The following is a 13,844-nucleotide window of genomic DNA, read 5'->3' on the forward strand; positions in this document are numbered from 1 at the left end:
GGGGGGGGAGAGGAGGGGGGTGGGGGGGGGAGGGGGAGAGGAGAGCGGAGAGGAGGGAAAACACGATTAGGCGTTTGTGGGGGGGGGGGGGGGGGGGGGGGGGGGGGGGGGCCCCCCCCCCCCCCCCCCCCGCCGCATCCGTGTTGTCGGTGGTGCTCCGTAGACTGGCCCTGTGAGTGAGCAGCCCCCGTCCAGCGACAGCGACGCCTTCGACGACTTCGACGAGATCGTGGAAGCCGAGACCGACCGAGACCCCGACCTGGCGGTGATCGAGGCCGGCAGCCGTACGCTGCGCGCCCAGGCCGGTCCGCCCCAGGCCGCCGAGGCCGTGCCCGCGCGGCCCGCCGACCCGGAGGTGGACAAGGCGCTGCGGGAGGTCGAGCAGGAGCTCGCCACCCGCTGGGGCGAGACCAAGCTGGAGCCGTCGGTGACGCGGATCGCGGCGCTGATGGACGTGCTGGGCGAGCCGCAGCGCGCGTACCCCTCGATCCACATCACGGGCACCAACGGCAAGACGTCCACGGCCCGGATGATCGAGGCGCTGCTCGGCGCCTTCGACCTGCGCACCGGGCGGTACACCTCGCCCCACGTGCAGTCGATCACCGAGCGGATCAGCCTGGACGGCGCGCCGATCAGCCACGAGCGCTTCATCGAGACGTACCGGGACATCAAGCCGTACGTGGAGATGGTCGACGGCTCCCAGGACTACCGGCTCTCCTTCTTCGAGGTCCTCACCGGTATGGCGTACGCGGCGTTCGCCGACGCGCCGGTCGACGTGGCCGTCGTCGAGGTCGGCATGGGCGGTAGCTGGGACGCGACGAACGTGATCGACGGCGATGTCGCCGTGGTCACCCCCATCGACCTCGACCACACGGACCGGCTGGGCTCCACGCCCGCCGAGATCGCGGGCGAGAAGTCCGGGATCATCAAGCAGGGCGCCACCGTCATCCTGGCCCAGCAGCCGGTGGACGCGGCGCAGGTGATGCTGAAGAAGGCCGTCGAGGTGGACGCGACGGTGGCCCGCGAGGGCATGGAGTTCGGCGTCGTCTCGCGCGAGGTCGCGGTCGGCGGCCAACTGCTGACGCTGCGCGGGCTCGGCGGTGAGTACGAGGAGATCTTCCTGCCGCTGTACGGCGCGCACCAGGCGCACAACGCGGCGGTGGCGCTGGCGGCCGTGGAGGCGTTCTTCGGCGTGGGCGCCCAGGAGGCGCGCACGCTGGACCTGGACCGGATCCGCCAGGCGTTCGCCTCGGTGGTCTCGCCGGGCCGCCTGGAGGTCGTGCGGCGCAGCCCGACCGTGGTGCTGGACGCCGCGCACAACCCGGCGGGCGCGCGGGCCACGGCCGCGGGCATCAGCGAGGCGTTCGGATTCTCCCGGCTGGTGGGCGTCGTCGGCACGAGCGGCGACAAGGACGTGCGGGGCCTGCTGGAGGCGTTCGAGCCGATCTTCGCGGAGGTCGTCGTCACGCAGAACTCCAGCCACCGCGCGATGGACGCCGACGAGCTGGCCGCCATCGCCGTCGAGGTCTTCGGCGACGAGCGGGTCGTGGTGGAGCCGCGCCTGCCCGACGCGCTGGAGGCGGCGATCACGCTGGCGGAGGAGGAGGCTGAGTTCGCGGGCGCGGGCGTCCTCGTGACGGGTTCGGTGATCACGGTCGGCGAGGCCCGGCTGCTGCTGGGGAAGGGCTGAGGTTTCTCGATGCGTACGCTCTGCGCGTCCACACTGATCGGCGAATTCTTCGTGATCGGCTTCGCCGGGCTGGTGGCCATGAAGGACGACAGCCTGACCATGGGCACGGTCTGGACGGTGTGCGGTGTCCTGATGGCCCTGAGCGTCCTGCTGTGCGGCATGATCACCCGCCCGGGCGGGATACAGCTCGGCTGGGCGCTCCAGGTGGCGCTGATCGTGAGCGGCTTCATCGTGCCGGTGATGTTCTTCCTGGGCGCGGTGTTCGCGGGGCTGTGGTGGGCCTCGGTCCACTTCGGCCGGAAGGTCGACGAGGCCAAGGCCAAATGGGCGGCCCAGGCGTAGGGCCCGTTTCCGGGGGCCCCGCCCCGGGCCCCCTTACGGGGGGCTGACGCCCCCATACCCCAGGAGGGCGCCCACTCCGGGCCCGCCCCCAACGGCACGCCCCCTCGCCGGGCCGCCCCCGGCGGGCTCGCCTCGCACGGGCGGCCGCGCCGGCGGGGGTCGCCACGGGGACCCGGTACCCGGTGCCGTGGCGCCGTGTGGTCCCTGTAGCCTCTGCTCACCGCACACGTATGCCTGCAAGGAGCCGTAACACATGACCCAGCGCACGCTCGTCCTTCTCAAGCCCGACGCCGTCCGCCGTGGCCTGATCGGCGAGATCATCGGTCGTATCGAGCGCAAGGCCGGCTGGGCCATCACCGCGCTGGAGCTGCGCCACCTGGACCAGGAGACGCTGGAGCAGCACTACGGCGAGCACAAGGGCAAGCCGTTCTACGAGCCGCTGGTCGCCTTCATGTCGTCCGGCCCGGTCGTCGCGCTGGTCGTCGAGGGTGAGCGGGTCATCGAGGGCGTACGCCAGCTCGCCGGGCCGACGGACCCGATCGCCGCCGCGCCCGGGTCCATCCGTGGCGATTTCGGCACCATCGTCCGGGAGAACCTGATCCACGCCTCGGACTCGGAGGAGTCCGCCATTCGGGAACTCAAGATTTTCTTCCCCGGAATTTCCTGACCCGCTGTCAGCCATACAGCGCTCGGACCTGGGGCGACCGAAGGAATTTCGGTCGCCCTTCGGCATATGAACGGCCCGAGCGGGAACGCATCGCTCCGACACTTCGTCACCTATACAGAGGCGGGCCACCGCGCCGTGTCCGCGCAGGCGGGACTACGATGTGAAACTCCTCGCCACACCACCCACCTCGCCGACCTGAGAAGCCGTCAACGCTCTAATTGGGAAGGCCCGACGCATCCTCATGGGAAACAAGGGGAACTCAATGTCGTTCATCGGCCGTGACATGGCTGTCGACCTCGGGACCGCCAACACGCTGGTGTACGTGAGGGGTCGCGGCATCGTCCTCAACGAGCCGTCCGTCGTCGCGATCAACACCAACACCGGCGGCATCCTGGCGGTCGGCGCCGAAGCGAAGAAGATGATCGGCCGGACGCCCGGCAACATCGTGGCGGTCCGCCCGCTGAAGGACGGCGTGATCGCCGACTTCGAGATCACGGAGCGTATGCTCCGCTACTTCATCCTCAAGATCCACAAGCGCCGCTACCTCGCCCGCCCGCGCGTCGTCGTCTGTGTGCCCTCCGGCATCACCGGCGTCGAGCGCCGCGCCGTCATCGAGGCGTCCACCCAGGCGGGCGCCCGCCAGGTGCACATCATCGAGGAGCCCATGGCCGCCGCCATCGGCTCCGGCCTGCCGGTCCACGAGGCCACCGGCAATATGGTCGTCGACATCGGTGGCGGCACCACCGAGGTCGCCGTCATCTCGCTCGGCGGAATCGTCACGGCACAGTCCATCCGGGTGGCCGGCGACGAGCTGGACAACGCGATCATCCAGCACATCAAGAAGGAGTACAGCCTCCTCCTCGGTGAGCGGACCGCCGAACAGATCAAGATCACCATCGGCTCGGCGTACGACCTCGACACCGACGAGCACACCGAGATCCGCGGCCGGGACCTGGTCTCGGGACTGCCGAAGACGGTCGTCATCTCGGCCGCCGAGGTGCGCAAGGCGATCGAGGAACCGGTCAACGCCATCGTCGACGCCGTCAAGACCACCCTCGACAAGTGCCCGCCGGAGCTGTCCGGCGACGTCATGGACCGGGGCATCGTCCTCACCGGCGGCGGCGCCCTGCTGCGCGGCCTCGACGAGCGGCTGCGCCGGGAGACCGGCATGCCGATCCACATCGCCGAGGACCCGCTGGACTCGGTGGCGCTGGGCTCCGGCAAGTGCGTCGAGGAGTTCGAGGCGCTCCAGCAGGTGCTGGACGCCCAGCCGCGCAGATAGCGGGGCCCGCGCGTCAGCCGTACGGGTGCTGCCGGACCCGTACGGCTGATCGTTGATCCGGTTGACCCGGTTGGTATAACGGCACAAACATTCCTACGAGGAAGGCACGGCCGCCCCACGTGAGGGACACACGAGAGAGCCGGCTGCTCCTGGTGCTGCTGGTCGCCATCGCGTTCGCACTGATCACGGTGGACATCCGCGGCGGCGAGGAGTCACCCGTCGACGGCGCCCGACGGGCAGCCGCCACTGTCTTCGGCCCGGTCGAGAACAGCGTCGCGTCCGCCGTCAACCCGGTCGGCAACGCCATCGCGGCCGTGCGGGACTCGGGTGATCGCCACAACCGCATCGCGGAGCTGGAGCGGGAGAACGCCGCGCTCAAGGCGAAACTCGGCAGCGACGACCGCAACCGCAGCCGCGTACGCGAACTCGACAACCTGCTCAAGAAGGCCGGCGCCGGCCAGTACGGCATCAAGGCGGCCGAGGTCATCGCGATAGGAGCCGCCCAGGGCTTCAACTGGACGGTCACCATCGACGCCGGCTCCAACGACGGCATCAAGCGGGACATGACCGTCATCAACGGGGACGGCCTCGTCGGCCGCGTCACCACCGTCGGTCCCGGCACCGCCACGGTCCTGCTCGCCAACGACCCGGACTTCACCGTCGGCACCCGCATGGAGAGGTCCGACGAGCTGGGCTTCGCCACCGGCCAGGGCGACCGCCCGCTGTCCGTGCAGCTCCTCAACGGCAAGGCCAAGGTCAAGGCGGGCGACCGGCTGGTCACCTTCGGCTCGCAGGCCGACAAGCCGTTCGTGCCCGGCGTCCCGGTCGGCGAGGTGGTCCGGGTCGACCCCTCCACCGGAAACCTCACGCGGAACATCTACGTACGCCCCTACGTCGGCTTCAGCAAGCTCGACATCGTCGGCGTCGTCGTCCAGGCCCCGCGCACCGACCCCCGCGACACCGTCCTGCCGCCCAAGCCCACGCCCGAGCCGACCGTCACGGTCACGGTGACCCCGTCCCCGGCCGGGACGCCCAGTGGCGCGCCGAGCGGGCAGCCGGAGGAGGAGTGACCGTGCGTTTCAACCGGATCCTGCTCTCCACGACCCTCGTCGTCGTCGCCCTCGTCCTCCAGGTCTCCATCCTGGCCCGCCTCCAGCTCCCCGGCGCCGTCCCCGACCTGCTGCTGCTCGTCGTCGTCGGCCTCGCCCTGGTGTACGGGCACGTCAGCGGCGCCCTCATCGGCTTCGGCGCCGGCCTTCTCGCCGACCTCGCCCCGCCCGCCGACCACGCCGCCGGGCGGTACGCCCTGGTCCTGTGCGTCATCGGCTACCTCGTCGGCCTCGCCAAGCCCGAGAACGGCCAACTGCGCTCCGCGACCGGCCCCATGGTCATGGTCGTCGTCGCCGCCGTCTCCTCGACCCTGCTGTACGCGGGCGTCGGCGCCCTCGTCGGCGACACCGCCGCCCGCCACGTCGGCCTGGTCTCGCTGCTGATCACCGCCGTGATCTACGACCTGCTGCTCGCGCCCTTCACCGTGCCGCTGATCATGGCCCTCGCCAGACGCGCCGAGAACGATCCCCTCGCCGAGACCACCAACGCGGGCACCGACGTCGCCTCCGGCTTCATGGCGAACGGCACCGGCCTGAGGATCGGCGAACAGCGCGGTGTCCTGCGCATCAAGGCCGCCCGCAACCGGGCGGCGCGGGCCGGCCGCATCAAGGGCGTCAAGCGACTGTGACCGAGGGGGCAACCGCGTCATGAGCAACATCCCCGAGACCGGGCGGACCCCCAGGGTCCAGATCCGCCTCATCGTCATCCAGGTCCTGGTCTTCTCCCTGCTCCTCACCCTCGGCGGCCGCCTCTGGTACCTCCAGATCCGGCAGGGCAAGGAGTACACCGACGAGGCACGGAACAACCACGTCCAGCAGGTCGTCCAGCCGGCCGTCCGCGGCTCCATCCTCGACGCCCGCGGTGTCCCCCTCGCCGACAACGAGACCCGCCTCGTGGTCTCCGCGTCCCGCACCGAGCTGCTGAAGATGAAGGACGACGGCAAGGGCGTCCTCACCCGGCTGGCCGGGGTGCTGGGCATGAAGCCCAAGGAGGTCATGGACAAGATCCGCCTCTGCGACTCCGAGACCCCCCAGCCCTGCTGGAACGGCTCGCCCTTCCAGCCGATCCCCGTCACCGACGAGGCCACCACCCAGCAGGCACTCCAGATCCGCGAGCGCGCCGAGGACTTCCCCGGCATCACCGCCGAACCCACCGCCGTACGCCGCTACACCGCGCCCGGCGGCGCCCGCGCCGCGCAGGTCCTTGGCTACCTCTCGCCCGTCACCGACGAGGAGATCGAGGAGGCCAAGGACTCCGACTCGCCGTTCCTCCGCTCCGACCAGGTCGGCCGCTCCGGACTTGAACGCACGTACGACAAGGCGCTGCGCGGCAAGGCCGGCGTCACCCGCTACGAGGTCGACAACCTGGGCCGGGTCCTCGGTGAGGCGGAGAGCGACCCGGGCAGGCCCGGCGCCAACGTCGTCACGTCCATCGACGCGCGCGTGCAGGCGGTCGCCGAGTACGAGCTCAACGCGGCGATGAAGGCCGTGCGCAAGGAGACCGACAAGGTCACCGGCCGCCCGTACAAGGCGGACGCGGGCGCCGTCGTCGTCATGGAGTCCAAGACCGGCCGTGTCGTCGCCATGGCGTCCCAGCCCGACTACGACCCCAACGCCTGGGTCGGCGGCATCTCCGCCAAGGAGTACGCCAGGATGACCGGCAAGAGCTCCAACTACCCGTTGCTCAACCGGGCCATCCAGGGCCAGGCACCCGCCGGCTCCGTCTTCAAGGTGGTCTCGGCGAGCGCGGCGGTGCGGGCCGGCAACCCCTTCGACGGCCGCTACAACTGCTCCAGCTCCTACAGCCTCGGCGGCCGGAGCTTCGCCAACTTCGAGTCCAGGGGACACGGCCCCATCTCCCTCGGCGACGCGCTCAAGTTCTCCTGCAACACCGTCTTCTACCGCCTCGGTCACGAGGAGTGGCAGCGCGACGGCGGCCTCAAGCCGAAGAAGAACGCCAACGACTGGTTCTACCGGACCGCCCACGACTTCGGCTTCGGCTCCGAGACCGGCATCGACCTGCCCAACGAGGTCAAGGGCCGCATCCCCGACCGGCACTGGAAGCAGGCGTTCTGGGAGGCCAACAAGGACGCGTGGTGCAAGCAGGGCAAGAAGGGCGGCAGCTACGTCGAGCAGATCGCCTATGAGAGCTGCCTCGAAGGAAACCAGCTCAAGGCCTTCGACAGCATCAACTTCGCCATCGGCCAGGGCGACGTCCTCATCACCCCCATCCAGCTCGCCACCGCCTACGCCGCCATCAGCAACGGCGGCACCCTCCACAAGCCCACCATCGGCAAGGCCGTGGTCAGCCCCGACGGCAAGAAGGTCGAGGAGATCAAGCCCCGGCCCCACGGCAGGCTGCCGGTCGACGCCCAGACCATCAGCGACCTCGACAAGGGTCTGCGCTCCGTCGTCGAACCCGGCGGCACCGCCGCCTGGCGGTTCGGCGGCTGGCCGCAGGACAAGATCCCGATGCGGGCCAAGACCGGCACCGCCCAGGTCTACGGCAAGCAGACCACCTCCTGGTTCGCCACCTACACCGACGACTTCACGATCGTCATGACGATCTCCCAGGGCGGTACGGGCTCCGGTGCCTCCGGCCCCGCCGTACGCAACATCTACGACGCCATCTACGGACTCGACGACGCCGGAAACCAGGACCTCAAGCGCGCCCTGCTGCCCAAGCCGCAGGCGGAGCTGCCCAAAATCCAGCCCGACGGGACCATCGAGGCGCCGCCGGTCAAGCCGTACGACCCCAACGCCCAGAAGGTCGACCCGGCCAAGAAGGGCGACGGAGAGCAGCCGCTCGCGGGCCCGCCCCCCGTCTGGAGGGACTGACCCACGATGACCGGCACCAACAAGTTCTCCGTCTCGCGGTACGCGCCCGACCGCGGCGCCTGGGGCAAGCTCACCGCCCGCGACTCGATGGTGCGCCGGCTCGACTGGCCGCTGCTGTTCTCCGCGATCGCGCTGTCCTTCATCGGCTCGCTCCTGGTGTGGTCCGCCACCCGCAACCGCACCGAGCTCAACCAGGGCGACCCGTACTACTTCCTGTTCCGCCACGTCCTCAACACCGGTATCGGCATCGCCCTGATGGTCGGCACCATCTGGCTCGGCCACCGCACCCTGCGGGGCGCGGTACCGGTGCTGTACGGACTGTCGGTGGTGCTCGTCCTGCTCGTCCTCACCCCGCTCGGCGCGACCATCAACGGCGCGCACGCGTGGATCGTGATCGGCGGCGGGTTCTCGCTCCAGCCCTCCGAGTTCGTGAAGATCACGATCATCCTGGGCATGGCGATGCTGCTGGCCGCCAAGGTCGACGCCGGTGACCAGGTCCACCCCGACCACCGCACGGTCGCCAAGTCCCTCGTCATCGCCGTCGTACCGATGGCCATCGTCATGCTGATGCCCGACCTCGGCTCGGTGATGGTGATGGTGGTCATCGTGCTGGGCGTGCTGCTCGGCTCCGGCGCCTCCAACCGGTGGGTCTTCGGGCTCATCGGCGCCGGCGTCATCGGCGCGGTGGCCGTCGCCGCGCTCGGCGTGCTCGACGAGTACCAGATCAACCGCTTCGCCGCGTTCGCCAACCCCGAACTCGACCCGGCGGGCGCCGGTTACAACACCAACCAGGCGCGCATCGCCATCGGCTCCGGCGGGCTGTACGGGGCCGGGCTGTTCAACGGCCACCAGACCACCGGCCAGTTCGTCCCCGAACAGCAGACCGACTTCATCTTCACCGTCGCCGGCGAGGAACTCGGCTTCATCGGCGGGGCCACGATCATCGCGCTGCTCGGCGTCGTGCTGTGGCGCGCCTGCCGCATCGCCCGCGAGACGAGCGAGCTGTACGGCACGATCGTCGCCGCCGGGATCATCGCCTGGTTCGCGTTCCAGTCCTTCGAGAACATCGGCATGACGCTCGGCATCATGCCGGTCGCGGGCCTGCCACTGCCGTTCGTGTCCTACGGAGGATCGTCGATGTTCGCGGTGTGGGTGGCGATCGGACTGCTCCAGTCGATCAGGGTGCAGCGGCCGCTGACCGCATAGACCACGCGTGCGCGGGTAGCCGCTGTCGAGTGATGGCGGACGTGAAGCGCGAGATCGAGCGGAAGTACGAAGCGGCCCCCGACACCCGGCTGCCGGACCTCACCGGGGTGCGGAACGTCGCCGCCGTGGTCGACAAGGGCGCGGCCGAGCTGGACGCCGTCTACTACGACACCGAGGACCTCCGCCTGGCCGCCGCCTCGATCACGCTGCGCCGGCGCACCGGTGGCGACGACGCCGGCTGGCACCTGAAGCTGCCGGTCGCCCCCGGGGTGCGGGACGAGCTGCGCGCCCCGCTGGAGGACGACGTGCCGCGCTCGCTGGCCGGGCTGGTCCACGCCCGCACCCGGGGCGCCGCGCTCGTTGCGCTGGTACGGCTCCGCTCCCACCGCCAGGTGCGCCACCTCGTCGACGCCGAGGGCGCCCTGCTCGCCGAGGCCGCCACCGACACGGTCCGCGCCGAACGGCTCGCGGGCGGGGACGGCGGCACCGTCGAGTGGACCGAGATCGAGGTCGAGCTCGCCGACGGCGGTGACCCCGCGCTCCTCGACGCCGTGCACAAGCGGCTCACCAAGAAGGGGCTGAAGCCCGCCGGTTCGGCGTCCAAGCTCGCCAAGGCGCTCACCCACACCGGATGGCGGCCCCCCGAGCCCCCCGACGAGGACTCCACCGCCGGCGGCCGCGTCCTCGCCCACCTGCGCGAACAGGCCGGCCAACTGGTCACCTACGACGCCGCCGTACGCCGCGACCTGCCCGACTCCGTGCACCGGATGCGCGTCGCCACCCGCAAACTGCGCAGCGCCTTCCGCACGTACCGCAAGATCCTCGACCGCCGCGCCACCGACCCCGTCGCGAGCGAGCTGAAGTGGCTGGCCGGGGAGCTCGGCGTCGACCGCGACCAGGAGGTCCTCACCGAGCGGCTCACCTCCCGCATCGACGCCCTGCCCGTCACCCTGCTCCTCGGCCCGGTCCGGGGACGCCTCCGCGCCTGGGCCGGCGCCGGGCGGGCCGGATCGCGCGGCCGCACCCTCGCCGTCCTCGACAGCGAGCGGTACACCGCCCTGCTGGACGCCCTCGACGCCCTGCTCGCCGACCCGCCGCTGCGCCCGGCCGCCGGGAAGCCCGCCGGTGCGGTGCTGCCCCGCGCGGTCCTCAAGGACTACGAGCGGCTCGCCGCCCGTATGGAGCGCGCCCTCGCCCTGCCCGCCGGCCACGACCGGGACGTCGCCATGCACGAGGCCCGCAAGGCGGCCAAGCGCGTCCGGTACGCCGCCGAGGCCGCCGCGCCCGCGCTCGGCAAGCCCGCGAAACGGCTCGCCAAGCGGGTGAAGGCCGTCCAGAAGGTCCTCGGCGACCACCAGGACAGCGTCGTCGCCCGCGACACGCTCCGGGCCCTGGCCGTCCAGGCGCACGCGGCCGGGGAGACGGCGTTCACCTGGGGCCTGCTCTACGGCCAGGAGGAGGCCCGGGCGGCCCGGCGCGAGCGGGAACTGCCGGAGGTGTGGGAGCGGGCGGTGCCCGGGAAACTGCGGCGGCTCTGACTGTCCGGGCACCGGGGTACGCTTGAGAGTCGCCCTGCCAGCTCACGAAGGTTCGCGAGATGCCTGCCGAGTCCGTCTTCCCTCAGCTCGAAGCTCTGCTTCCGCATGTGCAGAAGCCGATCCAGTACGTCGGCGGTGAGCTCAACTCCACGGTCAAGCCGTGGGACGAGTGCGACGTCCGCTGGGCGCTCATGTACCCGGACGCGTACGAGGTGGGCCTGCCCAACCAGGGCGTCATGATCCTCTACGAGGTACTGAACGAGCGTGAGGGCGTCCTCGCGGAGCGTACGTACAGCGTCTGGCCCGACCTCGAAGCGCTGATGCGCGAGCACCGTGTGCCGCAGTTCACCGTGGACAGCCACCGGCCCGTGAAGGCGTTCGACGTCTTCGGGCTGAGCTTCTCCACCGAGCTGGGCTACACCAACATGCTCACGGCCCTCGACCTGGCGGGCATCCCGCTGGAGGCCAAGGACCGCACGCTCGACGACCCGATCGTGCTCGCGGGCGGCCACGCCGCGTTCAACCCCGAGCCGATCGCCGACTTCATCGACGCGGCGATCATCGGCGACGGCGAGCAGGCCGTGCTCGACATGACCGAGATCATCCGCGCCTGGAAGGCGGAGGGCCGCCCCGGCGGCCGCGAGGAGGTCCTCTTCCGCCTCGCGAAGACCGGCTCGGTCTACATCCCGGCGTTCTACGACGTCGAGTACCTCCCCGACGGCCGTATCGGCCGTGTCGTGCCCAACCGGTCGGGCGTCCCGTGGCGTGTGTCCAAGCACACCGTCATGGACCTCGACGAGTGGCCCTACCCCAAGCAGCCGCTCGTCCCGCTCGCCGAGACCGTCCACGAGCGGATGAGCGTGGAGATCTTCCGCGGCTGCACCCGCGGCTGCCGTTTCTGCCAGGCCGGCATGATCACGCGCCCCGTGCGGGAGCGAAGCATCACCGGCATCGGCGAGATGGTGGACAAGGGCCTGAAGGCCACGGGCTTCGAGGAGGTCGGCCTCCTCTCCCTCTCCTCCGCCGACCACTCCGAGATCGGTGACATCGCCAAGGGCCTCGCCGACCGGTACGAGGACGACAAGATCGGCCTGTCGCTCCCCTCCACCCGCGTCGACGCGTTCAACGTCGACCTCGCCAACGAGCTGACCAGGAACGGCCGCCGCTCCGGCCTGACCTTCGCCCCCGAGGGCGGCTCCGAGCGCATGCGCAAGGTCATCAACAAGATGGTCTCGGAGGAGGACCTGATCCGCACCGTCGCCACCGCGTACGGCAACGGCTGGCGCCAGGTGAAGCTGTACTTCATGTGCGGCCTGCCCACCGAGACCGACGAGGACGTGCTCCAGATCGCCGACATGGCGATGAACGTCATCCAGAAGGGCCGTGAGGTCTCCGGGCAGAACGACATCCGCTGCACGGTCTCCATCGGCGGCTTCGTGCCCAAGCCGCACACGCCGTTCCAGTGGGCCCCGCAGCTCTCCGCCGAGGAGACCGACGCCCGGCTGGAGAAGCTCCGCGACAAGATCCGCGGCGACAAGAAGTACGGCCGCTCCATCGGCTTCCGCTACCACGACGGCAAGCCCGGCATCGTCGAGGGCCTGCTCTCGCGCGGCGACCGCCGCGTGGGCGACGTCATCCGCGCCGTCTACGAGGACGGCGGCCGCTTCGACGGCTGGCGTGAGCACTTCTCGTACGACCGCTGGATGGCGTGTGCCGAGAAGACGCTGCCGAAGTACGGCGTGGACGTCGACTGGTACACCACCCGTGAGCGTACGTACGAGGAGGTCCTGCCCTGGGACCACCTGGACTCCGGTCTGGACAAGGACTGGCTCTGGGAGGACTGGCAGGACGCGCTCGACGAGACCGAGGTCGAGGACTGCCGCTGGACGCCGTGCTTCGACTGCGGTGTCTGCCCGCAGATGGACACCCACATCCAGATCGGCCCGACCGGCAAGAAACTGCTGCCGCTGACCGTCGTCAAGTAGCCGCACGCGGCCGCGTAACGTCCGCGCAACGGCCCGGCCCGGGGAGAAACCCCAGGCCGGGCCGTTCGCGTCATCACGGGCATGGATGTGGAGAGGCGTGAGCCCGAGGGGTGTCTGACGGCGGCGATCCGGATTCCGGTGCGGATCGTGGTGCTGCTCGTCGTCGTGCCCGTACGCATCGTCTGGGACGCCCTCACCGTCGGCCGGCGGGTGCTCGGCCGGGTGCTGCTGCGCCCGCTCGGCCGGGCGCTGGGGTGGCTGTGGGACACCCTGGTCGTCCCCGTCGGCCGCGCCGTGGCGTGGCTCGTGGCGGGACTGGTCAGGTACGGCCTCGTCGTCCCCTGCGCGTGGCTCCACCGCTGGGTGCTGGCGCCGGCCGGGCGCGGTGTCGCCCGGCTCGCCGGGATGCTCGCGGCCGGGGTGGCGTGGGTGGTCACCACCCTGTTCGTCACGCCGCTGCTCTGGCTGTTCCGCACGGTCCTGCGGCCGCTCGGACGGGGCGTGGGCCTGGTCCTGTGGGCCGTGCTGGTGTGGCCCTGGACCGCGCTGTACCGGTGGGTGATGACCCCGGTCGGGCACGGCCTGGTGTGGCTGTACGCGCACGCTCTGGTCCCGCTCGGGCGCGGGCTGTGGGCGGCCGCACGATGGCTCGGGAACGCGCTGATCGTCGCGCCCGCCGTGTTCGTGTACCGCTGGGTGCTCACACCCCTCGGGCGGGTGCTCGTCGTCGTCGGGCGGGAGATACGCGACGCGGTCGTGGTGGCCTGGCGCGTCGCCGGATACGTCTCCCGGGCGGTGGGGCGCGCGCTGAAGTGGCTGGCCTGGCAGCTGGCCGGGCGCCCCCTGACCTGGTTCTACCGCAGCGTGTGCACACCGGTCGGCCACGCCGTGCGCGACCACCTGTGGCGGCCGGTACGGAACGCCGCCGTCGAGGCGGGCCGCGCCACCAGGGCCGCGCTCGCCTCCGCGGCGGAAACGGTGCGCCGGGCCCGCCGGGACGCGTGGCGGGCGCTGGTCGGGGGAGCCCGGGACGGACGGCCTGGGGAACCGGCCGGAGCTCCGGCGCGTAGTCTGGGTAGTACAACGACCGCGCCCGGCGTGGCGCCCGCACCCGAGATCTCCCTGCGAAAGCGGGGGTGAGCCGGGCGGGACCCCCGGGAGCCGCCCGAATTTTCGTGGGCGGAGCG

The 13,844-nt window shown here is 71.0% G+C and carries 11 protein-coding genes; all 11 read left to right on the plus strand.

Features of this window, described 5'->3' with window-relative positions; genetic code table 11:
* The first annotated feature begins 172 nt into the window (after positions 1-172).
* The 11 genes from folC to ACZ46W_RS11025 all read left to right on the plus strand — a co-directional run bounded on the left by folC (position 173) and on the right by ACZ46W_RS11025 (position 13,797).
* Positions 173-1,690 carry a bifunctional tetrahydrofolate synthase/dihydrofolate synthase gene (gene folC, locus ACZ46W_RS10975; RefSeq protein WP_468334784.1) on the plus strand — a complete coding sequence of 506 codons (1,518 nt, stop codon included), beginning with the start codon at positions 173-175 and terminating at the stop codon, positions 1,688-1,690.
* A 9-nt stretch (positions 1,691-1,699) separates the two neighbouring features.
* A complete protein-coding gene (locus ACZ46W_RS10980; protein ID WP_468334787.1) occupies positions 1,700-2,032 on the plus strand; it encodes a DUF4233 domain-containing protein in 333 nt (110 codons plus the stop codon).
* 253 nt (positions 2,033-2,285) lie between these two features.
* Positions 2,286-2,699 carry a nucleoside-diphosphate kinase gene (ndk, locus tag ACZ46W_RS10985; protein WP_126884896.1) on the plus strand — a complete coding sequence of 138 codons (414 nt, stop codon included), beginning with the start codon at positions 2,286-2,288 and terminating at the stop codon, positions 2,697-2,699.
* Positions 2,700-2,961: 262 nt separating this feature from the next.
* Entirely contained in the window at positions 2,962-3,981 is a 1,020-nt protein-coding gene (locus ACZ46W_RS10990; protein ID WP_073751217.1) for a rod shape-determining protein, read from the plus strand.
* A gap of 119 nt (positions 3,982-4,100) precedes the next feature.
* On the plus strand, positions 4,101-5,051 hold the full coding sequence (gene mreC, locus ACZ46W_RS10995; RefSeq protein WP_468334792.1) for a rod shape-determining protein MreC: 951 nt from the start codon (positions 4,101-4,103) through the stop codon (positions 5,049-5,051).
* A gap of 2 nt (positions 5,052-5,053) precedes the next feature.
* Positions 5,054-5,719, plus strand: coding sequence for a rod shape-determining protein MreD (gene mreD, locus ACZ46W_RS11000; protein ID WP_366129573.1), 666 nt, complete (start codon positions 5,054-5,056; stop codon positions 5,717-5,719).
* A gap of 19 nt (positions 5,720-5,738) precedes the next feature.
* Positions 5,739-7,928 (plus strand): penicillin-binding protein 2, encoded by a 2,190-nt coding sequence (gene mrdA, locus ACZ46W_RS11005; protein WP_468334796.1) that lies wholly within the window; start codon positions 5,739-5,741, stop codon positions 7,926-7,928.
* Positions 7,929-7,934: 6 nt separating this feature from the next.
* Positions 7,935-9,134 carry a rod shape-determining protein RodA gene (gene rodA, locus ACZ46W_RS11010; protein ID WP_468334799.1) on the plus strand — a complete coding sequence of 400 codons (1,200 nt, stop codon included), beginning with the start codon at positions 7,935-7,937 and terminating at the stop codon, positions 9,132-9,134.
* 32 nt (positions 9,135-9,166) lie between these two features.
* The gene (locus tag ACZ46W_RS11015; RefSeq protein WP_468334802.1) at positions 9,167-10,672 is read left to right on the plus strand and encodes a CYTH and CHAD domain-containing protein; all 1,506 of its coding nucleotides are present in this window, start codon (positions 9,167-9,169) and stop codon (positions 10,670-10,672) included.
* 59 nt (positions 10,673-10,731) lie between these two features.
* On the plus strand, positions 10,732-12,657 hold the full coding sequence (locus ACZ46W_RS11020; protein WP_468334805.1) for a TIGR03960 family B12-binding radical SAM protein: 1,926 nt from the start codon (positions 10,732-10,734) through the stop codon (positions 12,655-12,657).
* Between the two features lie 81 nt (positions 12,658-12,738).
* Entirely contained in the window at positions 12,739-13,797 is a 1,059-nt protein-coding gene (locus ACZ46W_RS11025; protein ID WP_468334808.1) for a hypothetical protein, read from the plus strand.
* Positions 13,798-13,844 lie beyond the last annotated feature (47 nt).

The sequence above is a fragment of the Streptomyces sp. NPDC031064 genome (assembly GCF_055570965.1).